Source organism: Micromonospora sp. C97 (assembly GCF_018070385.1).
Classification (GTDB): Bacteria; Actinomycetota; Actinomycetes; order Mycobacteriales; family Micromonosporaceae; genus Micromonospora; species Micromonospora parva.
This window is the reverse complement of sequence record NZ_JAGPXU010000003.1, coordinates 255653-281757: the sequence shown is the minus strand read 5'-3', so window position 1 is coordinate 281757 and position 26105 is coordinate 255653. Positions and strand designations below refer to the sequence as shown.

Sequence of the window (26105 nt, the reverse complement as noted above, 5' to 3'; positions counted from 1 at the left end):
AGACGGCGCGACGGTCAGGTCGCGTCGTTGCGCAGCACCAGGACGGCGATGTCGTCCCGGGGCGGCTCCACCGAGAAGTTGATCGCCGCGGCGCGCAGCCGGGCGGCCACCACGTCGGCCGAGTAACCGGCCAGCGGCGCGGCGGCGTCCCGCAGCCGGTCGGTGCCGAACAGCTCCCGGCCGCGCCGCCGCTCGGTGACCCCGTCGGTGTAGAAGATCAGTGAATCGCCCGGGGCGAGCGTGATCTCCGCCGTTGGCGAGGTGATCGTGTCGAGCAGGCCGAGCGCGGTGCCGCCGGTGCCGACGAACTCAGCGCCGCCCGTCCCGGCCAGCAGCACCGGCCGGTCGTGCCCGGCGAGGTGCAGCGACACCGCCAACTGGTCGCCCTGGCCCGGCCCGACCGCCGCCAGCGCCAACGTGCAGTAACGGCCGCCACCGCGCTCGACAAGCGTGTCGTTGAGCCGGGCCAGCGCCTCCGGCAACGGTTTGCCGTCGCCGACCAGCACCCTGATCACGTCGCGGACCAGCCCGGTCACCGCGGCGGCCTGGACACCCTTGCCCGAGACATCACCGATCACCACCAGCCAGCGTCCGTCCGGCAGCGGCACCACGTCGTAGAAGTCGCCCCCCACCTCGGCGTCGTCGCCGGTCGGGACGTACTCGGCGGCGAACCCGATCCCGTCCACCACCGGCAGCACCGGGGGCAGCAGCGACTGCTGCAGCGTCTGCGCCACGCGACGGCGCTCGGCGTGGATCCGGGCGTTCTCGATGGCCAGCGCGGCCCGCCGGGCCACGTCCTCCAACACGGCCACCTCGTCCGGGTCGTGCCGGTGCCGCTGGTGCCGCCCCACCGCCAGGGTGCCGAGCCGCTGCCCGCGGGCGATCAGCGGGACCGCGAAACCCTCCATCGGCCCGCCCAGCGGGATCTGCGCCGCGCTGCGGGACGCCTCGCGCAGGCGGGCCTGGACCGAGTCCGGCCCGGTCTCGGCCAGCACCTTGTGCAACTGCGGCAGCATCGACTCGTCGGCGTGGCTGGCCGCCGCCAACCGCAGCCGACCCCACTCGTCGGTGGTGTGCACAGCGCACCACTGACCGAGTCGCGGCACCACCAACTGCGGCACCAGCGCCATGGTCAGGTCGACGTCCAACGACTGGGCCAGCAGTTCACTCGCCTCGGCCAGGAAGGTCAGCCACACCTGCCGGCGGATGTCGGCCCGGCGCAGCCGGTCGTTCTCCAGGTGCAGCGACAGCCGCTCGGCGGTGAGCACCGCCAACGGTTGGGCGTACGCCGACGGCGCCGCGTCCAGCTCCAACTCGCCGGCGTACGGGCGGTGCACCGTCAGCGGCACCCGGAGCAGCTCACTGCCGGGGCGGGGCGGCCGACCGAAGCGGGCCAGCACCTGACTGCCCTGCCCGTCGCCCCGGTCCAGTCGGATCGTGCCGCCGGCCGCGCCCACCATCTCGGCGACCCGGCTCAGCAGGCTGGTGGCGAAGTCGGGCAGCGGGTCGTCCCCGTACAGGTCGGGGGCGGTCTGCATGAGTTCGCTCATCGCGCTGGCGCTCGGCGCGGACGGGTCGGCGCCCGTCGGTGGGCCGGCGCTGGCCGGTGTCGACTCGCCGACGGTGCCCGCGGCGGGCGGGTCGACGCCGGGGCGGTCCAGCCGGAACCAGACGCCCTTCCCGGTGGGCAGGTACGTGGTGCCCCAGCGGCTGGCGAAGTGGTCGACGAGCAGCAGACCTCGGCCCCGCACGGAGACCTCGTTGATCTCGGTGGCGTCGTTGCGGTCGCCGACTGTCAGCTCGTCGCCCGAGCCGGGGGCGAAGTCGGAGACGGTGACGGTCAGCCCGACCTCGTCGGCGACGACCTCGATGTCCAGCTCGGTGCCGGCGTGTTCGACGGCGTTGGTGGTCAGCTCGGTGGTGAGCAGCAGTGCCTCGTTGGCCAGCTCGTCCAGGTGTGACTCGGTCAACACCGAGCGGACCACGGCGCGGGCGGCGGCCGGCGTACGGCGGTCGGCGGGCAGCCGGACACGCCGGACGGCCCCGTCCCGGGCCCCGGCCGTCGCGGGCCCCGCCTCGGCTGACACCCCCGTATCCTCCACCGTTCCCCTGCCGGGTGCCAAGCGGATCATCAATCGGGACTGTCGCGTCGGTCAGTCCCACCTGCGGCGGGGCACGCCGCTGACGCGTCGAAAGGGCCGGCGCGGGCGCCGGGCGAGGTTTGCGGCGCGCCGTGCCGGCTCGGCGCCGATCGGGCGGCTCGGCGGGGCGATCGATGCGATCTGGCGGGTCGCGCACCCTGGCACCACGGCGTGCGCGGGCACAATATGGGGTGCCGGCGTGTCCGCACGGACCGGCGCCCCCAAGTTGAGCGAGGAATGATGACCACGGCGAAGCAGTCGTTCGCGGATCCGTCCGCGCCCGACCACGAGGCGCTCCTCGGCGAGTTGACCGAGGCCCTGCGACGGATCGGTCGCGGCGACCTGAAGGTCCGGCTTCCCCGCCGCGCCGGCAAGGCGGGCGAGGTGGCGGACGCCTTCAACGAGGTGGTCTCGCTCCAGGAACGGCAGTACCTGGACCTGCGGCGGATCAGCCGGATCGTCGGCCGCGACGGCCGGCTCACCGAGCGGCTCGACGACGAGGGGCTGGACGGCTCCTGGGCGGAGGGGCAGCGGGCGATCAACTCGCTGATCGACGACCTGGGTCGACCCACCACCGAGATCGCCCGGGTGATCGTGGCGGTGGCCGACGGTGACCTGTCCCAGCACATGGCGTTGGAGATCGACGGTCGGCCGCTGCGCGGTGAGTACCTGCGCATCGGGCGCACGGTGAACACGATGGTGGACCAGTTGTCGTCGTTCGCCGACGAGGTGACCCGGGTGGCCCGTGAGGTGGGCACCGAGGGCAAGCTGGGCGGCCAGGCCGACGTGCGGGGCGTCGCCGGCACCTGGAAGGACCTCACCGACTCGGTCAACACCATGGCGTCGAACCTGACCGGCCAGGTGCGGTCGATCTCGCAGGTGGCGACGGCGGTGGCGAAGGGTGACCTGTCGCAGAAGATCACTGTCGGCGCGCGGGGTGAGGTCGCCGAGCTGGCCGCCACGATGAACTACCTCACCGACACCCTGCGGCTCTTCGCCGAGCAGGTGACCCGGGTGGCCCGTGAGGTGGGCACCGAGGGCAAGTTGGGTGGCCAGGCCGAGGTGCCGAACGTGGCGGGCACCTGGAAGGACCTGACCGACAGCGTCAACTCGATGGCGTCGAACCTGACCGCCCAGGTCCGTAACATCGCGCAGGTCTCCACCGCGGTGGCGCGCGGTGACCTGTCGCAGAAGATCACCGTGGCGGCGCAGGGCGAGATCCTGGAGCTGAAGGACACCGTCAACACGATGGTGGACCAGTTGTCGTCGTTCGCCGACGAGGTGACCCGGGTCGCGCGTGAGGTGGGCATCGAGGGCAAGCTGGGCGGCCAGGCCCAGGTACGCGGCGTCTCCGGCACCTGGCGTGACCTCACCGAGAACGTCAACCAGCTGGCCGGCAACCTGACCAGCCAGGTCCGCAACATCTCCCAGGTCTCCACGGCCGTGGCCAAGGGTGACCTGTCGCAGAAGATCACGGTGGACGCCCAGGGCGAGATCCTGGAGCTGAAGAACACCGTCAACACGATGGTCGACCAGTTGTCGTCGTTCGCCGACGAGGTGACCCGGGTCGCGCGTGAGGTGGGCACCGAGGGCAACCTGGGTGGTCAGGCGCAGGTGAAGGGCGTTTCCGGCACCTGGCGGGATCTGACTGACAACGTCAACTCGATGGCGTCGAACCTGACCAGCCAGGTCCGCAACATCGCGTCGGTGACGACCGCCGTGGCGAAGGGTGACCTGTCGCAGAAGATCACGGTGGACGCCCAGGGCGAGATCCTGGAGCTGAAGTCGACTGTCAACACCATGGTCGACCAGCTGTCGTCGTTCGCCGACGAGGTGACCCGGGTTGCCCGCGAGGTCGGTATCGAGGGCAAGCTCGGCGGGCAGGCGCAGGTGAAGGGGGTTTCCGGCACCTGGCGGGACCTCACCGAGAACGTCAACCAGCTCGCCTCGACGCTGACCACGCAGTTGCGCGCCATCGCCCAGGTGTCCACGTCGGTGACCCGCGGCGACCTGACCCAGCGGATCGCGGTCAAGGCGCAGGGCGAGGTCGCCGAGCTGAAGGACAACATCAACCAGATGATCGTCACCCTCCGGGAGACGACCAAGAAGAACGCCGAGCAGGGCTGGCTGGACTCCAACCTCGCCCGGATCGGCGGCCTGTTGCAGGGCCAGCGCGACCTCGGTGAGGTCTGCCGCATGATCATGACGGAGGTGACCCCGCTGGTCGACGCCCAGCTCGGTGCCTTCTTCCTGGCCGACGACGCCGACGGCAGCATGCGGCTGCGGCTGACCTCCTCGTACGGGTACGTGGCGCGCGGGCACGACGTCACCTTCGGGCCGGGTGAAGGGCTGGTCGGTCAGACGGCGCTCTCCCGTCGCACGATCCGGGTCAGCGCCCCGCCGAACAGTCGCCTCACCCTGCGCTCCGGCCTGGCCGAGACGCCCCCGACCGATCTGGTGGTGCTGCCCGTCCTGTTCGAGGGTGAGCTGCTCGGGGTGATCGAGTTCGCCAGCGTGTCGGCCTTCTCCGAGCTGCACCTGTCGTTCCTGGAGCGGCTGGTGCTCACCATCGGCATCGCCGTCAACACCATCCAGGCCAACCGGCGTACGGAGGAACTGCTGGCCCAGTCGCAGCGGCTGGCGCACGAGATGCAGGAGCAGTCGGCGGAGTTGCAGCGCACCAACGCCGAGCTGGAGGAGAAGGCCACGCTGCTGTCCGAGCAGAAGGGCAACATCGAGACGAAGAACCGGGAGATCGAGCTGGCCCGGCTGGGCCTGGAGGAGAAGGCGCAGCAGCTGACCCGGGCGTCGGCGTACAAGTCGGAGTTCCTGGCCAACATGAGCCACGAGCTGCGGACCCCGCTGAACTCGTTGCTGCTGCTGGCCCGTCTGCTGGCCGAGAACTCGGAGCAGAACCTCAGCCCGAAGCAGATCGAGTTCGCCCGGACCATCCACGGGTCCGGCTCCGACCTGCTCCGTCTGATCGACGACATCCTCGACCTGTCGAAGATCGAGGCGGGTCGGATGGACGTCGAGCCGACCGAGATCCGCTTCACCGAGCTGCGCGGCTACGTCGAGCAGGCGTTCGCGCCGCAGGCCGAGGAGAAGAACCTGGACTTCCAGGTACGGGTGAGCAAGGATCTGCCGCCGGCGTTGGTGACCGACCCGCAGCGGTTGCAGCAGATCCTGCGCAACCTGCTCTCCAACGCGGTGAAGTTCACCGACAACGGTGCGGTGACGCTGCGGATCGCCCCGGCCGCGGAGAACGCGGTCTTCGACGTCCCGGCGCTGACGAACGCCCAGCAGGTGATCGCGTTCACCGTGATCGACACCGGGATCGGCATCTCCGACGACAAGTTGTCGATCATCTTCGAGGCGTTCCAGCAGGCCGACGGCACGACAAGTCGCCGGTACGGCGGCACCGGCCTGGGTCTGTCGATCAGCCGCGATCTGGCCCGACTGATCGGCGGCACCATCACCGTCTCGTCCGCGCCCGGTCAGGGGTCGACGTTCACCCTGTTCGTGCCGCAGGTGCTGGCCCCGGACGCCGTGGTCGCGCCGCAGACCCCGTCCCCGCAGCGGGCCGGCCTGCCGTCGTCGCTGCTGATGCCGCCGCTGGAGCTGTTGCCGGATCGGCCGGAGGCACCGGCCACCCGGCAACTGGACGGCGCCACCGTGCTGATCGTTGACGACGACGTCCGCAACGTCTTCGCCCTGACCAGTGCGTTGGAGCTGCACGGGATGACCGTGCTGTACTCGGACAACGGGGCGGACGGTGTCCGCCTGCTGGCCGAGCACCCGGAGGTGGACATCGTGCTGATGGACGCCATGATGCCTGACCAGGACGGTTACGAGACCACCCGTCAGATTCGCCGCAACCACCGGTTCGCGGACCTTCCGGTGGTCTTCCTGACCGCGAAGGCGATGCCCGGCGACCGTGAGTCGGCGCTCGCTGCCGGGGGCAGCGACTACATCACCAAGCCGGTCGACCTGGACGACCTGATCGAGCTGATGTCGTCCTGGATCAACGGCAGCCGCACCGAGGAGACTTCGTGACCCAGATGGCCAAAGCGCTGCTCGTGGACGACCGGCGGCAGAATCTGACGGCCCTGGAGGCGATCCTCCAGGGGCTGCCGGTCCAGTCCGTGGCGGTGGAGAGCGGCGAGGCGGCGCTCAAGCAGCTGCTGGTGGACGACTTCGCGGTCATCCTGTTGGACGCGCAGATGCCGGACATGGACGGCTTCGAGACGGCGAGCCACATCAAGCGCCGCGAACGGACCCGGCACGTGCCGATCATCTTCCTCACCGCCGCCGACCGGGACGCCCAGCTCGCTCTGCGGGGTTACCAGGTGGGTGCGGTGGACTATCTCACCAAGCCGTTCGACCCGTGGGTGCTGCGGGCCAAGGTGTCGGTCTTCGTCGAGCTGTGGGTGAAGACCCGGCAGCTGGCCACCCAGTCGGACCTGGTCCGGGAGCGCGACACGCAGTGGCGGCGGCTCACCGACGCCGTCGACGAGGCGACGGCCCTGCTCCGCTCGGACGACCCGGAGGTCCGCGACCGGGCGGTGCGGCTGCTCGAACAGGCCCGCTGGGGCAACACCGCCTGAGGCGGCGGGCGGCTCAGCCGGTGGGCTGGTCGTTGCGGATCATCAGGGCGCTGCGCAGGCCGGTGATGTCCAGTACGCGGATCAGGAAGTCGCCCACGTGGGTCAGCATCAGCAGGCTCTGCGCGTGGCTGGCCTTGCGGCTGAGCACGACGAGGGTGCCCAGACCCTGCGAGTCGCAGAAGGTGACACCACCGAGATCGAGCACGATCCGCGGGGGTGGGTCGGCCAGCACCTCGTTGACGACGGTGGAGAGCTGCGCCGCCGTGAGCATGTCGATCTCACCGGCCAGGCGCAGCACTGCTTCGTCGCCCGTCCGGTGTAGCGTGATGGACAGTTCGGCACGATCCACCCGATCAGCCTAGCGCGATCCGACCGACCTGGCCTGTCGAGGCCGTGAGCATGGTCGTCGAGGCCACGAGGGTCCCCTTCTCGGCGCTGCCGAGGGGCGCGGGTCATGGGTGAGCCGGGTAACCCGACAACGGGGTGGCTGCTGGTGGGCCGTCTGGCGCTGTCACAATGACCGCATCGTGACCGACATCTTTCCCGCCGGACCAGGCCGCTACCCAGCCGACGCGCCGGCCTCCGAGGCCCTGTTCGACCGCGCCCGCGCCATCGTGCCGGGCGGGGTCAACTCCCCTGTGCGCGCCTTCCAGGCGGTTGGCGGCACCCCCCGCTTCATGGTCCGTGGTGAGGGCCCGTGGCTGTACGACGCCGACGGTCGCCGCTACGTCGACCTGGTCTGCTCGTGGGGTCCGCTGATCCTCGGGCACGCCCACCCGGAGGTGGTGGAAGCCGTCCAGGCCGCCGCGGCCCGGGGCACCAGCTTCGGCACGCCCACTCCCGGTGAGGTGGAGTTGGCGGCCGAGATCGTCGCCCGCACCCCGGTCGAGCAGGTCCGTCTGGTCAACTCCGGCACCGAGGCGACCATGTCGGCGATCCGGCTGGCGCGCGGCTTCACCGGCCGCTCGAAGATCGTCAAGTTCGCCGGCTGCTACCACGGTCACGTCGACGCCCTGCTCGCCGCCGCCGGCTCCGGCGTGGCCACGCTGGGCCTGCCCGACTCGCCCGGCGTGACCGGCGCGGCGGCCAGCGAGACGATCGTGCTGCCGTACAACGACATCCGGGCCGTCGAGGAGGCGTTCGCCGCCGAGGGCCAGCACATCGCCGCGGTGATCACCGAGGCCGCCGCCGGCAACATGGGCGTGGTGGCCCCCCGCGACGGCTTCAACCAGCAGCTCGCCCGGATCGCGCACGCCCACGGCGCCCTGCTCGTGGTGGACGAGGTGATGACGGGGTTCCGGGTCTCCCGCGCCGGGTGGCACGGCCTCGACGCGTCCGACGCCGACCTGTGGACGTACGGCAAGGTCATGGGTGGTGGCCTGCCGGCCGCGGCGTTCGGCGGGCGGGCGGACATCATGGCGCGGCTCGCGCCGGCCGGCCCGGTCTACCAGGCCGGCACCCTGTCCGGTAACCCGTTGGCCTGCGCCGCCGGTCTGGCCACCCTGCGGCTCGCCGACGACGCGCTGTACCAGCGCCTCGACGAGACGGCGACCGTCGTGGGCAAGCTGGCGTCCGACGCGTTGGCCGCCGCCGGGGTCGCGCACCGCCTGTCGTACGCGGGCAGCATGTTCTCGATCTTCTTCACCGACGCCGACGTGGTCGACTACGACAGCGCGCGCACCCAGCAGGTGCCGGCGTTCAAGGCGTTCTTCCACGCGATGCTCGCCGCCGGGGTCTACCTGCCGCCCAGCGCGTTCGAATCGTGGTTCGTGTCGGCGGCGATCGACGACGCCGCTCTGGAGCACATCGCCGACGCGCTGCCGACGGCGGCGAACGCGGCGGCAGCGGCCGGTCACGGGGGGTAGTCAACGGTGAGTAAGACGGTGGTTCACGTGCTCCGGCACGGCGAGGTGCACAACCCCGACCAGATCCTCTACGGCCGGCTGCCCGGTTTCCGCCTCTCCGAGCTGGGCGTGCAGATGGCCAAGGCCGCCGCGCAGGGCCTGGCCGAGCGGGAGATCGTGCACGTGGTGGCCAGCCCGCTGGAACGCGCCCAGCAGACCGCCGAGCCGATCGCCGCCCAGTTCGGGCTGCCGGTCGGGGTGGACGAGCGGCTGATCGAGAGCGCCAACTGGTTCGAGGGCAAGAAGGTCTCCCCGGGTGACGGGTCGTTCCGCGACCCGCGTAACTGGTGGGTGTTGCGCGACCCGGTGACCCCGTCCTGGGGTGAGGCGTACCGGGTGATCGCCGAGCGGATGTTCGCCGCCGTGCACGCCGCCCGGGTCGCCGCCGAGGGCCGCGAGGCGGTGCTGGTGTCGCACCAGCTCCCGATCTGGACGCTGCGCCGTTACGTCGAGCGCAAGCGGCTCTGGCACGACCCGCGTAAGCGGCAGTGCGGGCTGGCGAGTCTCACCTCGTTCCACTTCGACGGCGCGAAGGTGGTGGGCATCGGCTACAGCGAGCCGGCCGCGCACCTGATCGCTCTCTCCGCGACCGCCCGGACGGCCAAGGGGGCCTGATGAACGCCCGGAGGTGGACCGCGGGTCTGCTCGCCAGCGTCGCCGCGGTGGCGCTGGTCGGCTGCACGTCGTCGAAGGCGCAGGAGAAGACCTGCACCACCACCACCGACGGGATCTTCGAGTGCGCACCGGACCAGCGCTCCGCGCCCCCGAAGCTCGCCGGTGAGCTGCTTCTCGGTGGCAGCTATGACGTCAGCGACGCTCGCGGGCAGGTGGTGGTGGTCAACTTCTGGGGTTCCTGGTGCGCGCCGTGCCGCGCCGAGGCCGACGACCTGGAAGCCGTCTACCAGGCCACCAAGGGTTCCGGGGTGGACTTCCTCGGCGTCAACGTCCAGGACTCGCGGGACAAGGCCAAGGCGTTCGAGAAGGGGCGGGTCACCTACCCGAGCCTCTTCGACCCGTCCAGCCGGTTGGCGCTCGACCTGGACATCCCGCCGAACACCGTCCCGGCGACGGTGGTGCTCGACCGGGACGGCCGGATCGCCGCGGTGATCCGGGCCGCCGTCAAGCAGGAGGGCCTGCAACCGATCGTCGAGCGGATCGCCGCCGAGAAGCCGGCGCCGAACTGATGGGCGAGACGTTCCGGCAACTCGCGCTGGACGGGCCGCTGCTGCTCGCCATGGCCGCGGCGGCGCTCGCCGGTCTGGTCAGCTTCCTGTCCCCGTGTGTGCTTCCGCTCGTCCCCGGCTACCTGTCGTACGTGACCGGCCTGGCCGGTGCCGACCTGGAGGGCCGCCGACCGGCGGCGGACCCGGCGCCGACCGGCGGGGGTGTCGCCGTCAAGGAACGGGTCGCGCGGGTCGGCGCGGTCAAGGGCCGGGTGCTCGCCGGGACGCTGCTGTTCATCGCCGGCTTCACCGTCGTCTTCGTCGCCACCGCGATCCTGTTCGCCGGCATCGGCCGGGTCTTCTTCGAGTACGAGCGGCAGCTGGAGATCGTCGTCGGCGCCCTGATCATCGTGCTCGGCCTGGGCTACCTCGGGATGATCCCGGCGCTGCAACGCGAGTTCCGGATCTCCCGGCTGCCGTCGGCCGGCCTGCTCGGCGCACCGGTCTTCGGTGCGGTCTTCGCGCTGAGCTGGGTGCCCTGCACCGGCCCCACCCTCGGCGCGGTGATGGGCATGGCCGCCACCAGCGGGCAGAGCGACCGCGCGGTGGTGCTCGCCGTGGCGTACTGCCTCGGGTTGGGGATACCGTTCATCGTCTTCGGGCTGGGCTTCGAACGTCTGCTCGGGGTCTTCCGCGCCGTCCGGCGCAACAGCCGCTGGGTCACCCGGGTCGGCGGCGCCCTGCTCATCCTGATCGGCCTGGCCCTGGTCACCGGCGGATGGCAGAGCTTCGTGATCTGGTTGCAGACCACCGTCGGGGTGGGCGAGGTGAGCATCTGATGACGGTCGTCGACGACCGACCGGAGACCGTGGCGCCCGCGCCGCGCCGCCGGCCGAACCGGCTGCTGGCCCTGCTGCGCAACTCGTGGCGGCAGCTGACCAGCATGCGTACGGCCCTGATCCTGCTCTTCCTGCTCGCGATCGCCGCCATCCCCGGCTCGGTGCTGCCGCAGCGCGGGATCAGCCCGGAGAAGGTCAACCAGTACTTCGTCGACCACCCCGACTGGGCTCCCCGGCTGAACCGGATCGGCGCGTTCGAGGTCTTCGGCTCGGTCTGGTTCTCCGCGATCTACCTGCTGCTGTTCACCTCCCTGATCGGCTGCATCACGCCCCGCCTGCGGGACCACATCCGCGCCCTGCGGTCCCGGCCGCCGGCCGCGCCGAAGCGGATGGCCCGGCTGCCGCAGCACACAGTGCTGCCCGCCCCGCCCGGTGGCACGGCGGCGATCGCCGAGGTGCTGCGCAAGCGCCGCTGGCGCGTCGAGGTGCGCGGCGACGAGGTCTCCGCCGAGAAGGGCTACCTCAAGGAGACCGGCAACCTGCTGTTCCACACCTCGCTGATCGCGGTGCTGATCGGCGTGGCGCTGGGCTCCTGGTACGGCTGGAGCGGCAACCGGCTGCTGGTGGCCGGCGCGGACAACGCGTTCTGCAACACCCGCCAGCAGTACGCCGAAGCGAAGCTCGGCCCCCGGGTGGACAGCGCCGACCTGCCCCGCTTCTGTCTGCGGCTGGACGACTTCCAGGCCCGCTTCCTGGACAGCGGTCAGCCGGAGTTCTTCAACGCCACGGTGACGGTTGACGGCCCGGACGAGCCGACCCGCAGCGCCGACTTCTCGGTGAACTCGCCGCTGCGGTTGAACGACGCGAACGTCTACCTGCTCGGCCACGGGTACGCCCCGGTGATCCGCTACACCGACCGGTTCGGCAACAGCCAGATCAGTGACGAGCCGTTCCTGACCACCGGTGACATGGGCCTGACCAGCGAAGGGTTGGCCGCCTTCCCGGACGCCAACGTCGACCCGGCGACCGGCCAGCGGGCACCGGACCAGCAGATGGCGTTCACCGGCATCTACCTGCCCACGGCACCCGAGCAGGCGCCGTTCGTCCGCTCGCAGTACCCGACCGAGCGCAACCCGGCGCTGAACCTGGTCGCCTACCGGGGCAACCTCGGCCTGGACGCCGGCATCCCCGGCTCGGTCTACGAACTCGACCAGCGGCAGGTGCGGACCGGGAAGGTCAAGGAGGTCGGCACCAAACTGCTCCGCAAGGGCGAGAAGTGGACGCTGGACGACGGCACGACAGTCGAGTTCCTGGGCACCGAGCGGTACGTCACCCTCTCCATCCGGCACGACCCCGGTTCGACGATGCTGCTGGTCAGCTGCGGTGTCCTGCTGGTCGGGCTGATGGGTTCGCTGTTCGGCAAGCGCCGCCGGGTGTTCTTCCGGGTGGTGCCGGCCGACCCCGGGGAAGGATCTCCGACGAGCGGTAGTAGCTTGGTGGAGGTCGGCGGGTTGCCGCGTACCGACTATCCGGGGTTCGCCGACGAGTTCACCCAGCTCATCGCTGCGGTCAAGGGTGATGCTGACCCAGCGGCCGAACGGGCCGGCGTGCGAGAAGGAGCCGAGTGATGTCCGCACTCTCCGACAATCTGGTGACCTTCGCGATCCTGGCCTACCTGGTCGCGATGATCGGCCATGCCGTCGAGTACGCGCTGGGCAACGCCCGTACCCGGGTCGCCACGGCGGCTCCGGTGCGCGAGTTGGTCGGTGCCGGCGGTGGTGTCCTCCCGACGCCGCCCGCGCCGGTCCCGTCGTCGCCCCCGGCCGACCGTTCCGCCCGGCAGGCCCGGCTCGCGGGCCTGGTCGGGGTGGGTGCCACCGCTATCGCCGCCGCGCTGCACCTGGCCGCGCTGGTCACCCGGGGGCTCGCCGCCGACCGGATGCCCTGGGGCAACATGTACGAGTTCGTGCTCACGGTGACGTTCATCGGGGTCGCCGCCTGGCTGGTGGTGCTCTGGAAGCGGCCGTCGCTGCGCAAGCTCGGGCTCTTCCTCACCCTGGTGATGGTGCTGCTGGTCGCCACCGCCGAGCTGGTGCTGTACGTGCCGATCGTGCCGCTGGTGCCGGCGCTGAACTCGTACTGGTTCGTCATCCACGTCTCGACGATCGTCTTCGCGTCCGGCATCTTCCTGTTCGGTGTGGTGCCGGCGGTCGGTTTCCTGATGCGCAGCGGGTACGAGCAGGGCAAGCGGAGCTTCCCGTACACCCTGGCCAAGCGGCTGCCCGGCGCGGCCGGCCTGGAGCGGCTGACCTTCACGCTGCACGCCTTCGCGTTTCCGATCTTCACCTTCGCGGTGATCGCCGGGGCCATCTGGGCCGAGGCGGCCTGGGGCCGGCCGTGGGGTTGGGACCCGAAGGAGACCTGGGCGTTCATCTCCTGGGTGGTGTACGCCGGCTACCTGCACGCCCGCGCCACGCCCAGCGTGAAGCGCAACGTGGCCACCTGGATCGCGGTGCTCGGCTTCCTCACCGTGCTGATGAACCTCTTCGGCGTGAACATCTTCTTCACCGGCCTGCACTCCTACGGCGGGCTTGACTGACAGCCGCAACGCGGTGCGGGCCGGTCACGGAACATCCGTGACCGGCCCGCGTCGTTCCACCGGCCCCGCTCGCGGTCGCCGGTCCCGCCCACGGTCGCCGGCCCCGCTCGCGGTCGCCGGTCCCGCCCACGGTCGCCGGTCGCGGTCCCGGTCCCGGTCGCCGGGGTCAGGTCGCGTTGCTCGGGTGGTCGGCCATCCGGGGCCTTGTCGGGACCGCGCGTCTACCGGGTGGGTAGCGAGGCCCGGATGGTCCGCTCGACCTGGATCGTCACCTGGTAGGACACCTCGGGTAGGTCGGCCAGCTCGATCCGCTCGCCGCGCAACGCCAGTTGGGCGTGCAGCTCCCGGGCGATGGCGTCGCGAAGCTCGACCTGGAGGGGCGAGAACCCGTCCGGGTCGCCGACGACGTACGCATCCGACATGGATCCACTCTGCTCCCGCGTCCCGCCGTTCGGCCAGGCACGGTGAGATGTCCCCGCCGGTCTTGACGGATGTCCAGCCCCCCGGTCGCCGTTGATCCACTCGACTTTCATGAGGTCGGGGCGTCCTGCCGCCGGGGATACCGCACTTTCCTGAAGCCCGAGTGGATCACGCGATGGCCGCCGTCGAGCCCCGGACTGCCGTCGAGCCAGGCGGTCGTCACCCCGATATGAGTGTCAGGGGATGACGCAGTGTTGAGGGATCGCTACCGTGCGCAGGTGGGTCCGGTTACCCAACGTTCGCGGCGGAAGGTGGGACGCAGTGACCTCAGTGGTGTCCACGGCGGCGCTGATCCGGGAGCAGCTTCGACGGTCCCGGCTCGCGGCTGGGCTGACTCAGGAGGAGTACGGCAAACGGGCGCACTACTCGCCGTCGATGGTGTCGGCGGTCGAGCTGGGGCAGGCGGCGCCCAACGAGGCGTACCTGACCCGGGCCGACGAGGTGCTCGACACCGGCGGCCTGCTGGTCTCGCTGCGCGAGCTGGGCCGGCGCGACGGCGAACCGGTCTGGTTCCGCCCCTGGCTGGAGGTCGAACGGGTCGCCACCCAGCTGCGCTGCTTCGAGGCGACGATGATTCCCGGGCTGTTGCAGACCGCCGACTACGCCCGGGCGGTGTTCCGGCTCGACCTGGGCCTCACCGCCGATCGCATCGAGGAGTTGGTGGCGGCCCGGTTGGAGCGGCAGACGATCCTCGACCGGGAGCACCCGCCGCAGCTCACCGCCGTGATTGACGAGGCGGCGCTCCAGCGTTTCGCGGAGGGCTGCGCCGGGGTGCTGGCCGGGCAGCTCCGACACCTGGTGGCGTGCGCCCGCCGTCCGCACATCAGGGTGCACGTGCTGCCGCAGGGGGTGGGGCTGCACGCGGGTCTCTTCGGGCCGTTCATCCTCGGCCGCACCGCCGACGGCAGCTGGCTCGGCTTCCTCGACAATCAGACCGGTGGCACTGCCGTGGACGACATCAACGAGGTGGCGACCCTACTCGGAAGGTGGGAGAGTCTGCGCAGTGACGCGCTGCCCCGGCAGCAGTCGATCGACCTGCTCGAGGAGATCGTGAAGCCATGGATCTGACCGGAGCCCGTTGGCACAAGTCCACCCGGAGCGGCAACAACAGTGGCGCATGTGTCGAGGTCGCCGACAACCTGCCCGGCCGGGTGCACGTCCGCGATTCCAAGGACCGCGACGGCGGCCTGCTGACCTTCACCCCGGCCGCGTGGCGGGCCTTCGTCGAGCTGGCCCGCACCCACTGACCATCCGCCGGATCCTCGTGACCGCCGTACCCGCCGACCGTCCGCCGGGTCATCACTGACCTGCCTACGCGATGCGGGCCGGTCACGGATCATCCGTGACCGGCCCGCGTCGTTCTGGTGCGGTGCTCAGCTCACCGTCACGGGGGCGACGTCGTTGTTCGGGTTGTCGTCCACCCGGGGGTAGCGCTGGAACGGCTCAACCTTGCCGGGGGCCCCGGAGAGGGTGTCGATCCGCAGGTCGAACCCGACCTTGTGAGTCGTGCCGGCCGGGAAGACCGACCCCGGTCCGTTGCAGTACCAGGTTGCCGGGACGGTCTCGGGCTCTTCCTCGTCGCCGTTCAGCCAGCAGTCGGACGGGGCGGCGAGCACGGTGACCCCGGCGGGCGGGACGAAGAGGAAGGCCCCGACGCCCTCGCCGGAGAGGCTGCCGTCCGGCACGCCCGGACCCTTGTTGCGCAGGCCCACGGTGACCCGCACGGTGTCACCGACGGCTCCGGTGACGGCCGCGCCCTTCGCGACGATGTCGAAGGCGCCGTGCACGCCCCGCAGGTAGGTCTGGCCTTCGGCCCGGGTCGCCTCGGCCGGCAGCACGTCGAGCGGTGCACCCACCGCCCGTAGCCGTAGCGCCTGGTCGGCGTCGCGGCTCCGGAGCTTCACTCCACTGGGGAGCGGGCCGGCGCTGGCCAGCGGTTGCACGGCCTGGGTGATCCGCTTGCTGCCGAGGGTCGCCGGGCCGACAGTGGTGGCGAACCCGTCCCGCAGCTCGTGCCGCTGGCCGGGCGCGAACGTGCCGCGCACGGTGCAGACGACCACGGTGGCGAGCACCTGGTTGGTGCCGTACCGGCAGTTGCGGTAGCTGGCCGGCACCAGGCCCACCGGGAAGCGCATGGTGAGCCGCAGGTCCACGGCCGGCTGGTCGCCGGCGTTGACCACGGCCACCGGGACGGGAAGGGTGTCGCCCACCTGCACGCCGGTCACGGTCTCGTCGACCAGGTCGAGCAGGTTGGGCCCGGATCGCACGGTGACGGTCGCCTGCTGGGTGTACGCCTCGGTCTGCTCGCCGAGCGGCGTGTAGTCGAGGGTGCCGCTCGCGCCGTCGAGGGCGCCGGGCGCGGGCCGGAACACCACCGGCACGGTGCCGGTGAGCGTGCCGAACTCGTCGACGGCCGTCGGCGGCATCGGGCAGGTCACCGAGGTGCCCTCGGTGACGCAGAAGTCGGGGAAGGCGGCGGTGGCCACGCCCGCCAGGCCGGTCAGGTCGATGGTCACCCGGGGCTGGCTGGCCCCGGTGCTGGTCAGGGTCAGCGGCATTGTGCGGCCGGGAGCGTCGGGGCCGCCGACGGTGACGTCATCAAGCCATCCGCTGACCCAGCCGGGGTCGTCCTCGGCCGCAGCCGGGCCAGCCGCCACACCGACTGCTGCGGTGCCGACGAGCAGCGCTGTCACGCCACGCAGAAGCCGACCACGGGCAACGCGCACAGATCTCATTGATCTCCTTGCTGAGGGGTGAGCCGATCGGAAGACGTCAGGTCTGCAACACCCCGGACCCGACCGGCATCCATGATCTTAGGGATCGCCTGTGACAGTTTCTGATCGGCCGAGCGGGTCGTGATCTCCGTCGAAACAGGACATGGTCGGGTGCCCGCGGCACCCGGTCAGCAACACCGCAACGGCCCCTCCACCTGGGCGGAGGCCTCCGGTCAGTTCGCCCGCCCACCGTTGGCGGGCAGCCCCGCACGGCAGCGGGCGATCAGCCGCCGAACCAGCCGGGCACGTCGAGCCGGAACCAGTTGGCCGCGGCCATCGTGGTGAGGTCGTCCTCCATCGCGGTGACCCGTTGAGGGCCGAGGGTGTCGGCCCACTGTGCCCGCAGCCGGTCGAAGATCTCGGCCGAGCGGCGTAGCCCGTCGGCGCCGCGCGGCGTCACCCGCACCAGTCGGCGTCGGGCGTCGGCGGGGTCGTCGGCCCGCTCCAGGTATCCCACGGCGACCAGCCGGTCGACGGTCTTGCCCGCCGCCTGTTTGGAGATGCCCAGCCGTTGGCCCAACTCGGTGGCGGTGGTGCCGTCCGCACCGACGGCCTGGAGCACGAACCCGTGCAGCGGTCGTAGCTCCGGATGCCCCTCCCGGGCCAGTTCGGCGTGCAGGTCGTCGATCAGCGTCCGGAAGCCGGCCAGCAGCAACAGCGGTAGCGCGAAGCCGGGCCGCGCGGGATCAGGGGTTGCCATGTTCGACAACCACGTTTACTATTTCGTCAACCACGTTGACTATCGTACCGTCCCCGAACCAAGCCCTGGAAAGCAGGTAACCATGTCCGTCTTCACCGCCCACACCGCTGAGACCGCCCCCGCCGCCGCCCGCCGGTCCATCGAGGGAGTAAGCGGCCGGTTCGGCTGGCTGCCCACCCCGGTGGCACTGATGGCCGATTCGCCACAGTTGCTCACCGGCTTCCTCGCCGCCAGCGCGGGCTTCGAGCAGACCGACCTCGCCCCGCTGGACCGGGAGGTGGTCATCCTGACGGTCTCCACCAGTCACGAATGCCACTTCTGCGTCGCCCTGCACACCGGCAAGCTCACCCAGCTCGGCGCGACTCCCGAGCTGATCGCCGCGCTGCGGGCCGGCTCGGTGCTGCCCGAGCCGCGCCTGGAGGCGCTGCGCCGGTTCACGCTGGCCGTGCTCGACCACCGGGGCGCGGTGCCCGACCACGAGCTGGACGACTTCCTGACCGCCGGATACCAGCCCCGGCACGCGCTGGACGTGGTGCTCGGCGTCGGCGCGTACACCATGTCCACCTTCGCCAACCGACTCACCCGGGCACCGCTCGACCCGCCGCTGGCCGCCCACGCCTGGGCGCCGGCAGCCCGCACATGCGCCGGGTCTTGATCCACTCGGCTTTCAGAAAGTCGGCCTATCTCCAGGCGCAGGACACCCCGACTTCCTGAAAGCCGAGTGGATCTAGGCACGCCGCGCCGTCCGCACCGGGCTCGCCGTGGCGGCCATCGCGCGCGTCACAGCACCCGGCTTGGGCCGGGTGGGAGCCGGTGCGGGAGACTGGGCGACATGGCGGCTCGTGGCTTCCCGTACACCGATCTCAAGGACTTCATCGCGGCGCTGGAGCGCGCGGGGGAGTTGCGCCGGATCGACGTCCCGGTTGATCCGACCCTGGAGATCAGCGAGGTGGTCACCCGCACGGTGCGGGCCGGCGGCCCGGCGCTGCTCTTCGAGCGTCCGACCCGGGGCGAGATGCCGGTGGCGATCAACCTCTTCGGCACCGAGAAGCGGATGGCGATGGCGCTCGGCGTCGACACGCTGGACGAGATCGGTGCCCGGATCGGCGCGATGATCAAGCCGGAGTTGCCGGTTGGCTGGTCCGGCATCCGCGAGGGCCTCGGCAAGGTCATGCAGCTCAAGTCGTTGCCGCCGCGCAAGGTGAAGACCGCGCCCTGCCAGGAGGTCGTCTACCGGGGCGACGATGTCGACCTCAACCGACTGCCGGGGTTGCAGGTCTGGCCGGACGACGGCGGGATCTTCCACAACTACGGGCTGACCCACACCAAGCACCCGGAGACCGGCAAGCGCAACCTGGGCCTCTACCGGCTCCAGCAGCACGGCCGCAACACCCTGGGCATGCACTGGCAGATCCACAAGGACTCGACGGCACACCACGCGGTCGCCGAGCGGCTCGGGCAGCGCCTGCCGGTCGCGGTCGCGATCGGCTGCGACCCGGTCGTCTCGTACGCGGCCAGCGCGCCTCTGCCCAGTGACATCGACGAGTACCTGTTCGCTGGGTTCCTGCGCGGCGAGCGGGTGGAGATGGTCGACTGCCTCACCGTGCCGTTGCAGGTGCCGGCGCACGCGCAGATCGTGCTGGAGGGCTACCTGGAGCCCGGTGAGCGGCTGCCCGAGGGGCCGTTCGGCGACCACACCGGCTTCTACACGCCGGTCGAGCCGTTCCCCGTGCTGCACATCGAGGCGATGACCATGCAGCGGAAGCCGGTCTACCACTCGATCGTCACCTCGAAGCCGCCGCAGGAGGACCACGGCCTCGGCAAGGCCACCGAGCGGATCTTCCAGCCGCTGCTCAAGCTGATGATCCCGGACATCGTCGACTACGACCTGCCGGCCGCCGGCGTCTTCCACAACTGCGCGATCGTCTCCATCCGCAAGCGCTACCCGAAGCACGCGCAGAAGGTGATGAACGCGATCTGGGGCGCGCACCTGATGTCGTTGACCAAGCTGATCGTGATCGTCGACGAGGACTGCGACGTGCACGACTACAACGAGGTCGCCTTCCGGGCCTTCGGCAACGTCGACTACGCCCGCGACCTGTTGCTCACCGAGGGTCCGGTGGACCACCTCGACCACTCGTCGTACCAGCAGTTCTGGGGCGGCAAGGCTGGCGTCGACGCGACCCGCAAGCTGCCCACCGAGGGCTACACCCGTGGTTGGCCCGAGGAGATGAGCATGGCGCCCGAGGTCACGGCCCTGGTCGACAAGCGCTGGAAGGAGTACGGGATCTGATGGCCGTCCTCGACGCACCGGCGGCGAAGCCGGGCCGGACCAAGTCCTTCCTGAAGCTCGTCGCCGTCGAGCACTCCGTGTTCGCGCTGCCGTTCGCGTTCCTCTCCGCGCTGACCGCCATGCAGATCAACGGCGGGCGGGTACGGTGGCTCGACCTGCTGCTGATCACCGTGGCGATGGTCGGGGCGCGGACGTTCGCGATGGCCGCCAACCGGATCCTCGACCGCAAGATCGACGCGCGGAACCCGCGTACCGCCGGACGGGAACTGGTCACCGGAGCGGTGAGCGTGCGGACGGCCTGGACCGGCGCGGCCGTCGCACTGGTGGTCTTCCTCGTCGCTGCCGCCCTGCTCAACCCGCTCTGCCTGGTGCTCGCGCCGCTCGCCGTGGTGCCGCTGGTCGTCTACCCGTACGCCAAGCGGTTCACCAACTGGCCGCACGCCATCCTCGGGATCGCCCAGGCGGTCGGCCCGGTCGGCGCCTGGCTGGCGGTCACCGGCACCCTGGACGGCTCCGGGCCGGCCTGGCTGCTCGGCGCGGCCGTGGGCCTGTGGATCGGCGGCTTCGACCTGATCTACGCCTGCCAGGACTCGGAGATCGACCGGGAGATCGGCGTGCACAGCGTGCCCGCCCGCTACGGTCGGCGTTTCGCGCTGCACGCCTCCACGGTCGCGCACGTGGTGACGTTCGCGCTGTTCATCTGGTTCGGCGCGTTGATCGGCCTCGGCTGGCTCTGGTGGATCGGGCTGGCGTTGACCGCTGTGGCGTTCGGTTACCAGCACCTGGTGGTCACCCCGACCGACCTCAGCAAGGTCAACCGGGCGTTCTTCACCGCCAACGGGTTCGTCGGCATCGCGCTGTTCCTCTTCGCCCTACTCGACCTGGTGATCCGGCTCGGCCTGCGGCCCTGAGGTCGGGTGATCCGGCCCGGCCGACGGCCCTGGGGCTGGGTGATCCGGCCCGGCCTACGGCTCCGGGGCTGGTGGTGCGGCGCTGACGGGGTAGCGGGCGCTCTCGAAGGTCCAGTCGATGGTCCCGCGCACGGCGTACGCGACCCCGTCGAGATGGTCGGCGACCGCCCTGTCCAACGCCGGACCGAACGACGGCACCGCGGCGCGCAGCGCGACGAAACGCCGCATCGCCTCCCGCCAGTGCTCGGCCGCGCGTTCGACCGCCTCCGCCTCCGGCAGGTCGAGCTCGGCCTGCAGGGCGAGGACCAGGTTGTGCCCGCCGGCGGTCGTCCGGTCCCGGTCCAGCGAGGCCAGGTCGTTGTACCAGGAGAGCAGGTCGTTGCCGGTGCGGGCGATCTGGCGCAGCAGCGGGTGGTGGTAGACCGGGTCGGGCAACGGTCGGCCGCTGACGAACTCCACGAGCGGGTACGACACCTCCGCCGCCGACGTCGCCCGACGCAGCTCGACGTACTCGTCGACGCTCGGGCGGCGGCCGGTCTCCTTGTTGACCGCCTCCTGCCAGGTGCCGTCGAGGTGTCGGGCCACCGCGTCGGCGAAGCGCAGCCGCCACCGGGCCGGCATCCGGCGGCGCGGCTCCCGCCACGCCAGCACCAGCAGTCGCCGCAGCGGCCCGCTCAGCCCGGTCTGCCGCAGCCGGGCGCCGTCGTGCAGCAGTGCCAGGGTGCCGTTGCGCAACGCCCGGATCTGCCCCGGGGTCAACCGGTTCGGCCCGTCGCAGGCGTCGTCGACCAGGAAGAACCAGGTGAACAGCGCGGTCAGCACCCGCAGGTCGGCTTCGGTCGCCCCGGGGTAGAGCCGCCCGGCGTACCGGGCGAAGGCCCCCCGGGACAGCCGGCGCAGCGCGGCGTCGTCCAGTGGCAGGCCAAGCTCGGGCAGCAGATCGAGCAGCCAGCCCTGCACCCGGTCGGCGTGTGCGGGCAGCTGGGACGGGATCGGACATTCGGCACGCAGCGCCCGGAGGATCTCGCCGGTCGTCACCGATGCCTCCTCTGCGAGATGGTTCCGGTGCGAATCGCCAGCCGCAGCATGTCAGGTCGGCGGGAGGCACAGGTGCCCCGCCCGACATGTCGGACCGTACCGACCCCGGGGGTGCCCACCGGCGGACCAGCCGGACCAGGCAGGCTGGGGGTATGCGGGAACCATGGGTGGTCGGGGTCTCCGGTGCCTCCGGTACGCCGTACGCGGCGGCCGTCATCGGCGGGCTGCTCGACGCGGGCGAGCCGGTGGACCTGATCGTGTCCCGGGCGGCACGACTCACAGTGCTCGACGAGACCGGCCGGCCCTTCCGTGACGGGCACTGGGCCGAGGACCTCGCCGCCTGGCTCGGCCGGGACCTGACCTCTGCGGATGTCCGGCACTGGCCGGCCGGTGACCTGGCCGCCGGGCCGAGCAGCGGCTCCTACCGGGTACGCGGGATGGCTGTCGTCCCGGCCAGCACGGCGGCCTGCGCGGGCGTCGCGATCGGGCTCTCCAAGGACCTGTTGCAGCGCGCCGCCGAGGTCAACCTCAAGGAACGCCGACCCGTGGTGCTGGTGCCCCGGGAGACACCAGTGACCCGCAGTCACCTGGAACACCTCATCGCGCTGCACGACGCGGGCGCTGTGGTGCTGCCGGCCAGCCCCGGCTTCTACGGTGCCGGCGCGGCGGCCAGCGCGCAGCAACTGGTCGACTTCGTGGCCGGCAAGGTGCTGGACGCCCTCGGCGTCCCACACACCCTGTTCCGGCGGTGGTCCGGCCAGCTCGGCGCAGCGCGAAGCTGAGCCGCCGCTCGTGCCGAACAGTGCTGCTCAGGACGAGCAGCGTTGCCGCACGACGGTCGGCCGAAGTGGGACGCGGACCGGACTGGTGTCCGGTCCGCGTGGCGTTGTCCGCACCAGTTCAGTACATGCCGGCGTTGGCCGGACCCGGCCCCGTGGAAGCGGCCGGCCCCACATTGCGTGGCTTTCCGACCTCATCCACCTCGTCCAGCATGCCCTCCCCCTCAAGCAGGGCCCGCACCTCGGATTCCCGAAACCGGCGATGCCCGCCTGGAGTCCGGATGCTTCCTATCCGGCCGGCCGCCGCCCATCTCGTCACAGTTTTCGGGTCTACCCGAAACAGCGCGGCGACCTCACCCGGTGTCAGCAGGCGATCTCCAGTGTCCACAGCCCCCTCCTCGCGTCGACGAAGCCCCCGGCTGAACACACTGCCCCCGGCTGGTGCGTAGCCCAGAGCCGTCATGAGGGACGTATGGCAATTACAGCACCAGGGACATGGCCTGTCCGCCCAAACGCGAAAAATGCACTGAGTGGGGAGTTAGTAATGTTACTGGTGCTACCTCTGCCCTGACCGCCGGTTTTTGAACAGTGACTCACCGCTCAGTCCAACGGGTGCCGAAGGCCGCACGTTACGTGGCAACGGTTAGGGTCACTCTCTGTGGATGCCATCGACCTGAGCCTCGTCGACCTGCTGCGCGGCAACGCGCGCCTCTCGTACGCCGAGCTGGCCCGACAGGTGGGCCTCTCCGCCCCGGCCGTGCACGAACGGGTCGGCAAACTGGAGAGCAGCGGGGTTGTTCGGGGCTACCGCGCGGACGTGGCCCCGGAGTCGATCGGGCTGGGTGTCACCGCGCTGATCGGCATCGTCGAGGACTCCGGTGCCGACACCGACGACATGCTCGAGTCGCTGCGGGTGCTGCCCGAGATCGAGTCCTGCTACTTCATGGCCGGCGTGGAGTCGTTCCTGCTCAAGGCGCGGGTCGGCACGATCGCCGAACTGGAGCAGTTGATCGTGCGGTTGAACCGGACACCGGGGGTCGCCTCCACCCGTACCGCCATCGCGCTCTCCACGAAGTGGGAGAACCGCCCGCAGCCGGTCGGCCCGACCGCGACCTGACCATCCCGTACCCCTGGTGTCGCCCGGTCGACCGGCGGTAGCGTGCGCCGATGACCCCTCCGGCGCGTCCCGTGGCCGTGGTGACCGGCGCCGCCGGGGGCCTGGGCCGCGCCATCGCCACCGCGCTGCACGCCGACGGCTGGTCGGTGCTGCTCACCGACCTCGACCCGGCGGCGGTGCGGGCCGCCGCGGCACCGCTCGGCGGCTGGTCGGCAGCCCTGGACGTCCGGGACGAGGACGCCTGCCGCGCCATCGCCGCGAACGCGGCGAGCCGGGGTGACCTCGCACTCTGGGTGAACAACGCCGGAATCCTGGTCACCGGGGCGTCGTGGGAGCACGACGCCCCGACTCGCCGCCGAGTGCTCGACGTGAACGCCCACGGCGCCATGAACGGCACCCTCGCCGCGCTGACCGTGATGCGCGCGCAGGGCCACGGGCACGTGCTCAACGTCGTCTCGCTGGCCGGGCTGATCGCCGCGCCCGGCGAGACGGTGTACGCGGCCAGCAAGCACGCACTGCTGGCGTTCAGCCTCGGCACCCTGTCCGACCTGCGGATGGCCGGCTACCGGCGGGTGCACGTCTCCTGCCTCTGCCCGGACGGCATCTGGACCCCGATGCTGCACGACCGGCTGGACGACCCGGGGGCGGTGGCCTCGTTCACCGGGTCGATGCTGACCGCGCAGCGGGTGGCGGCCCGGGTGGTCCGGCTGGCCCGCCGACCACGCCCGGTGGTCAGCCTGCCCCGCTGGCGGGGTGCGCAGGTGCGTCTGTTGGACGCGCTGCCCAGGTTGGCCGTCACACTGACCCCACTGGTCCGCGCCGCGGGCCGCGCAGGTCAGCGCCGCCAACGCCGCCGGTCGGCATCGCCGGACCGGCGCTGACCACCCCTGGTCAGCTTGCTACGTTTCCGAGCGTGACTCATCTCGACAGGTGCGACGAATCCAGCCGGACCTGGGTGACCGAGGCGATCGCCACCGTCGAGGCGGACGCGAACCGCTCGGCCGACACCCACCTGCTGCCGTTCCCGCTGCCCCGCGAATGGGGGATCGACCTCTATCTGAAGGACGAGTCGTCACACCCCACCGGCTCCCTGAAGCACCGGCTGGCCCGCTCGTTGTTCCTGTACGGGCTCTGCAACGGCTGGATCGGGCCGCGCACCACGATCGTCGAAGCGTCGTCGGGTTCCACTGCGGTCTCCGAGGCGTACTTCGCCCGGATGCTGGGCCTGCCGTTCATCGCGGTGATGCCCGCCTCCACCTCACCGGAGAAGATCGCGCAGATCGAGTTCCAGGGCGGCCGGTGCCACCTGGTGGACGACCCGGCGAGTGTGGTGGTCGAGGCCCGGTGGCTCGCCGAGGACTCCGGCGGGCACTTCATGGACCAGTTCACCTACGCCGAGCGGGCGACCGACTGGCGGGGCAACAACAACATCGCCGAGTCGATCTACGCGCAGCTGGAGCTGGAGCGGCACCCGATCCCCGCCTGGGTGGTGGTGGGTGCCGGCACCGGGGGCACCAGCGCGACAATCGGCCGGTACGCCCGGTACCGCCGGCTCGCCACCAAGCTCTGCGTGGTCGACCCGGAGAACTCGGCGTTCTACCCGGCCTGGCTGGCCGCCGACTGGTCGGTACGGACCGGGAAGGGCTCCCGCATCGAGGGGATCGGCCGGCCCACCGTGGAGGCGTCGTTCCTGCCCTCGGTGGTGGACCGGATGGTCCAGGTGCCGGACGCGGCGTCGCTGGCCGCGATGCGCGCCGGATCGGCGCTGCTGGGCCGTCGGGTGGGCGGCTCCACCGGCACCAACCTGTGGGGCGCGTTCGGCCTGATCGCCGCGATGCTCGCCGAGGGTCGGACCGGTTCGGTGGTCACCCTGATCTGCGACCCCGGCGACCGGTACGCCGACACGTACTACGCCGACGACTGGGTGAGCGCCCAGGGCCTCGACCTGACCCCGCACCTGGCCACGATCGACCGCTTCCTGGCCACCGGAGTCTGGCCCGGCTGAACCGCCAAGCGGGCCGTGGCCGGGCTCGGTGTCGGTCAGCGGGGGTCGATCCGTTCGGCCAGCCCGGGGTAGCGCACCACATAGCCGCTGTCGTCCAGATCGATGTCGGCGGTGAAGGTGCCGCTGGCGAAGCGCATCCGCCCCGGCCCGAGCCCGGTGTAGATCTGCTCGGCCGGCACCACCTCCAGGCCGGGCAGCAGCACCCAGGCGACGGTGATCCGGTGGGCCACGTCGGCGGGCTCGGCCGCCATCCTGAGCCGGTGATACGGCAGGGCGTTGAACAGCGGCGAGCCGCTCAGGTCGACGTCGAGCGCGTCGGCCAGTCGGTCCGGGTCGTCGGTGCCGGGCAGCCCGGCCCGGGGATGACCGGCCACGACGAGGGCCGCGTCCAGGTCGCCCTGCTCGGCGGTGGTGACCCGCCACCGGCCCACGGCCCGCTCCAGCGTCACCCGGCGCAGCCAGCCGGGACCCTCGGCCTCGACCTCGACCCGCGCGGTGGCCCAGTCCGGCGTGGTGGTCAGCTGGTAGCGGGCGGTCCACGGGACCGGGTCCACGGCGAGCAGCGTGCCCCTGGCCGCCAACCCGTGGCCGTCGTCGAGCAGGACCTGCTCGCTGCCGGCGGTGTCCGTCCGGGACCAGAAGATTGACTTCGGCATGGTCGGCATGAGCCGGACGTTACGCGACCCGGTCGGCATCGGCAGGGCATGCGCGAACGCCGCCGCGAAGCCTGGGCTTCGCGACGGCGTTCGGTGGAT

Annotated in this window: 25 protein-coding genes; 17 read left to right on the top strand and 8 right to left on the bottom strand. The window is 71.3% G+C overall.

Features of this window, described 5'->3' with window-relative positions; all coding sequences use genetic code 11:
* Window positions 1-14: 14 nt before the first annotated feature.
* Window positions 15-2087 (bottom strand): SpoIIE family protein phosphatase, encoded by a 2073-nt coding sequence (locus tag KBX26_RS07640; RefSeq protein WP_210865015.1) that lies wholly within the window; start codon window positions 2085-2087, stop codon window positions 15-17.
* A 294-nt stretch (window positions 2088-2381) separates the two neighbouring features.
* Here KBX26_RS07640 and KBX26_RS07635 point away from each other — a divergent pair, with 294 nt between their 5' ends.
* The gene (locus KBX26_RS07635; protein WP_210865014.1) at window positions 2382-6197 is read left to right on the top strand and encodes a HAMP domain-containing protein; all 3816 of its coding nucleotides are present in this window, start codon (window positions 2382-2384) and stop codon (window positions 6195-6197) included.
* Entirely contained in the window at window positions 6194-6748 is a 555-nt protein-coding gene (locus KBX26_RS07630) for a two-component system response regulator (RefSeq protein WP_030334012.1), read from the top strand. Before KBX26_RS07635 ends, KBX26_RS07630 begins: the two co-directional genes overlap by 4 nt.
* Before the next feature lie 13 nt (window positions 6749-6761).
* Here the strand turns inward: KBX26_RS07630 and KBX26_RS07625 are convergent, their stop codons facing one another.
* The gene (locus KBX26_RS07625) at window positions 6762-7097 is read right to left on the bottom strand and encodes an STAS domain-containing protein (protein WP_007454492.1); all 336 of its coding nucleotides are present in this window, start codon (window positions 7095-7097) and stop codon (window positions 6762-6764) included.
* A 178-nt stretch (window positions 7098-7275) separates the two neighbouring features.
* On the opposite strand from KBX26_RS07625, the gene hemL reads away from it, so the two are divergent.
* Genes hemL through ccsB form a run of 6 tightly spaced genes read left to right on the top strand, consistent with a single transcriptional unit; the run spans window position 7276 to window position 13253 of the window.
* Window positions 7276-8613: a glutamate-1-semialdehyde 2,1-aminomutase gene (hemL, locus tag KBX26_RS07620; RefSeq protein WP_210865013.1), complete on the top strand. Its 1338-nt coding sequence runs from the start codon at window positions 7276-7278 to the stop codon at window positions 8611-8613.
* Window positions 8614-8619: 6 nt separating this feature from the next.
* Complete coding sequence (locus tag KBX26_RS07615; RefSeq protein ID WP_030334015.1) at window positions 8620-9267, top strand: histidine phosphatase family protein; 648 nt, start codon at window positions 8620-8622, stop codon at window positions 9265-9267.
* Window positions 9267-9836, top strand: coding sequence for a TlpA disulfide reductase family protein (locus KBX26_RS07610; RefSeq protein ID WP_030334016.1), 570 nt, complete (start codon window positions 9267-9269; stop codon window positions 9834-9836). The genes KBX26_RS07615 and KBX26_RS07610 overlap by 1 nt, the downstream gene beginning before the upstream one ends.
* The gene (locus KBX26_RS07605) at window positions 9836-10654 is read left to right on the top strand and encodes a cytochrome c biogenesis CcdA family protein (RefSeq protein WP_030334017.1); all 819 of its coding nucleotides are present in this window, start codon (window positions 9836-9838) and stop codon (window positions 10652-10654) included. The genes KBX26_RS07610 and KBX26_RS07605 overlap by 1 nt, the downstream gene beginning before the upstream one ends.
* Window positions 10654-12282, top strand: coding sequence for a cytochrome c biogenesis protein ResB (locus KBX26_RS07600; RefSeq protein WP_030334018.1), 1629 nt, complete (start codon window positions 10654-10656; stop codon window positions 12280-12282). Before KBX26_RS07605 ends, KBX26_RS07600 begins: the two co-directional genes overlap by 1 nt.
* Window positions 12282-13253 (top strand): c-type cytochrome biogenesis protein CcsB, encoded by a 972-nt coding sequence (gene ccsB, locus KBX26_RS07595; RefSeq protein ID WP_210865012.1) that lies wholly within the window; start codon window positions 12282-12284, stop codon window positions 13251-13253. The genes KBX26_RS07600 and ccsB overlap by 1 nt, the downstream gene beginning before the upstream one ends.
* 221 nt (window positions 13254-13474) lie before the next feature.
* On the opposite strand, the gene KBX26_RS07590 is transcribed toward ccsB, so the two are convergent.
* On the bottom strand, window positions 13475-13675 hold the full coding sequence (locus KBX26_RS07590; RefSeq protein ID WP_210865011.1) for a hypothetical protein: 201 nt from the start codon (window positions 13673-13675) through the stop codon (window positions 13475-13477).
* A gap of 319 nt (window positions 13676-13994) precedes the next feature.
* Here KBX26_RS07590 and KBX26_RS07585 point away from each other — a divergent pair, with 319 nt between their 5' ends.
* Both KBX26_RS07585 and KBX26_RS07580 read left to right on the top strand, forming a co-directional pair.
* Window positions 13995-14801 carry a helix-turn-helix transcriptional regulator gene (locus KBX26_RS07585; protein ID WP_210858403.1) on the top strand — a complete coding sequence of 269 codons (807 nt, stop codon included), beginning with the start codon at window positions 13995-13997 and terminating at the stop codon, window positions 14799-14801.
* A complete protein-coding gene (locus tag KBX26_RS07580) occupies window positions 14798-14980 on the top strand; it encodes a DUF397 domain-containing protein (protein WP_210858412.1) in 183 nt (60 codons plus the stop codon). Before KBX26_RS07585 ends, KBX26_RS07580 begins: the two co-directional genes overlap by 4 nt.
* A 126-nt stretch (window positions 14981-15106) precedes the next feature.
* Here the strand turns inward: KBX26_RS07580 and KBX26_RS07575 are convergent, their stop codons facing one another.
* On the bottom strand, window positions 15107-16468 hold the full coding sequence (locus tag KBX26_RS07575; protein WP_210865010.1) for a hypothetical protein: 1362 nt from the start codon (window positions 16466-16468) through the stop codon (window positions 15107-15109).
* A gap of 262 nt (window positions 16469-16730) precedes the next feature.
* On the bottom strand, window positions 16731-17207 hold the full coding sequence (locus tag KBX26_RS07570; RefSeq protein WP_030334029.1) for a MarR family winged helix-turn-helix transcriptional regulator: 477 nt from the start codon (window positions 17205-17207) through the stop codon (window positions 16731-16733).
* 82 nt (window positions 17208-17289) lie between these two features.
* Between KBX26_RS07570 and KBX26_RS07565 the strand changes: the two genes are divergently transcribed.
* The 3 genes from KBX26_RS07565 (at window position 17290) to mqnP (ending at window position 20411) form a co-directional block, all read left to right on the top strand.
* Window positions 17290-17862, top strand: a complete 573-nt coding sequence (locus tag KBX26_RS07565) for a carboxymuconolactone decarboxylase family protein (protein ID WP_030334031.1) — start codon at window positions 17290-17292, stop codon at window positions 17860-17862.
* Window positions 17863-18039: 177 nt separating this feature from the next.
* A complete protein-coding gene (locus tag KBX26_RS07560) occupies window positions 18040-19500 on the top strand; it encodes a menaquinone biosynthesis decarboxylase (protein WP_030334033.1) in 1461 nt (486 codons plus the stop codon).
* Entirely contained in the window at window positions 19500-20411 is a 912-nt protein-coding gene (gene mqnP / locus KBX26_RS07555; protein WP_030334038.1) for a menaquinone biosynthesis prenyltransferase MqnP, read from the top strand. The genes KBX26_RS07560 and mqnP overlap by 1 nt, the downstream gene beginning before the upstream one ends.
* A gap of 54 nt (window positions 20412-20465) precedes the next feature.
* Here mqnP and KBX26_RS07550 read toward each other — a convergent pair whose 3' ends face one another.
* The gene (locus KBX26_RS07550) at window positions 20466-21449 is read right to left on the bottom strand and encodes a terpene synthase (protein WP_210865009.1); all 984 of its coding nucleotides are present in this window, start codon (window positions 21447-21449) and stop codon (window positions 20466-20468) included.
* A 152-nt stretch (window positions 21450-21601) separates the two neighbouring features.
* Between KBX26_RS07550 and KBX26_RS07545 the strand changes: the two genes are divergently transcribed.
* Window positions 21602-22231, top strand: coding sequence for a UbiX family flavin prenyltransferase (locus KBX26_RS07545; protein WP_030334042.1), 630 nt, complete (start codon window positions 21602-21604; stop codon window positions 22229-22231).
* Between the two features lie 118 nt (window positions 22232-22349).
* Here the strand turns inward: KBX26_RS07545 and KBX26_RS07540 are convergent, their stop codons facing one another.
* Window positions 22350-22616, bottom strand: a complete 267-nt coding sequence (locus tag KBX26_RS07540) for a BldC family transcriptional regulator (RefSeq protein WP_007454516.1) — start codon at window positions 22614-22616, stop codon at window positions 22350-22352.
* 270 nt (window positions 22617-22886) lie between these two features.
* Here KBX26_RS07540 and KBX26_RS07535 point away from each other — a divergent pair, with 270 nt between their 5' ends.
* Genes KBX26_RS07535 through KBX26_RS07525 form a run of 3 tightly spaced genes read left to right on the top strand, consistent with a single transcriptional unit; the run spans window position 22887 to window position 25350 of the window.
* Window positions 22887-23345 (top strand): Lrp/AsnC family transcriptional regulator, encoded by a 459-nt coding sequence (locus tag KBX26_RS07535; protein ID WP_030334044.1) that lies wholly within the window; start codon window positions 22887-22889, stop codon window positions 23343-23345.
* A gap of 50 nt (window positions 23346-23395) precedes the next feature.
* Complete coding sequence (locus KBX26_RS07530; RefSeq protein ID WP_030334046.1) at window positions 23396-24226, top strand: SDR family oxidoreductase; 831 nt, start codon at window positions 23396-23398, stop codon at window positions 24224-24226.
* Between the two features lie 32 nt (window positions 24227-24258).
* Entirely contained in the window at window positions 24259-25350 is a 1092-nt protein-coding gene (locus tag KBX26_RS07525) for a PLP-dependent cysteine synthase family protein (RefSeq protein WP_030334047.1), read from the top strand.
* A gap of 35 nt (window positions 25351-25385) precedes the next feature.
* Here KBX26_RS07525 and KBX26_RS07520 read toward each other — a convergent pair whose 3' ends face one another.
* Window positions 25386-26006 (bottom strand): putative glycolipid-binding domain-containing protein, encoded by a 621-nt coding sequence (locus tag KBX26_RS07520; RefSeq protein ID WP_036411914.1) that lies wholly within the window; start codon window positions 26004-26006, stop codon window positions 25386-25388.
* Window positions 26007-26105 lie beyond the last annotated feature (99 nt).

Coding starts and splice junctions, on each gene's coding strand:
- KBX26_RS07635 (WP_210865014.1), top strand. CDS start 2,382: ATGACCACGGCGAAGCAGTCGTTCGCGGATCCGTCCGCGCCCGACCAC.
- KBX26_RS07610 (WP_030334016.1), top strand. CDS start 9,267: ATGAACGCCCGGAGGTGGACCGCGGGTCTGCTCGCCAGCGTCGCCGCG.
- KBX26_RS07605 (WP_030334017.1), top strand. CDS start 9,836: ATGGGCGAGACGTTCCGGCAACTCGCGCTGGACGGGCCGCTGCTGCTC.
- KBX26_RS07600 (WP_030334018.1), top strand. CDS start 10,654: ATGACGGTCGTCGACGACCGACCGGAGACCGTGGCGCCCGCGCCGCGC.
- ccsB (WP_210865012.1), top strand. CDS start 12,282: ATGTCCGCACTCTCCGACAATCTGGTGACCTTCGCGATCCTGGCCTAC.
- KBX26_RS07590 (WP_210865011.1), bottom strand. CDS start 13,675: ATGTCGGATGCGTACGTCGTCGGCGACCCGGACGGGTTCTCGCCCCTC.
- KBX26_RS07575 (WP_210865010.1), bottom strand. CDS start 16,468: ATGAGATCTGTGCGCGTTGCCCGTGGTCGGCTTCTGCGTGGCGTGACA.
- KBX26_RS07570 (WP_030334029.1), bottom strand. CDS start 17,207: ATGGCAACCCCTGATCCCGCGCGGCCCGGCTTCGCGCTACCGCTGTTG.
- KBX26_RS07565 (WP_030334031.1), top strand. CDS start 17,290: ATGTCCGTCTTCACCGCCCACACCGCTGAGACCGCCCCCGCCGCCGCC.
- KBX26_RS07560 (WP_030334033.1), top strand. CDS start 18,040: ATGGCGGCTCGTGGCTTCCCGTACACCGATCTCAAGGACTTCATCGCG.
- mqnP (WP_030334038.1), top strand. CDS start 19,500: ATGGCCGTCCTCGACGCACCGGCGGCGAAGCCGGGCCGGACCAAGTCC.
- KBX26_RS07545 (WP_030334042.1), top strand. CDS start 21,602: ATGCGGGAACCATGGGTGGTCGGGGTCTCCGGTGCCTCCGGTACGCCG.
- KBX26_RS07530 (WP_030334046.1), top strand. CDS start 23,396: ATGACCCCTCCGGCGCGTCCCGTGGCCGTGGTGACCGGCGCCGCCGGG.
- KBX26_RS07520 (WP_036411914.1), bottom strand. CDS start 26,006: ATGCCGAAGTCAATCTTCTGGTCCCGGACGGACACCGCCGGCAGCGAG.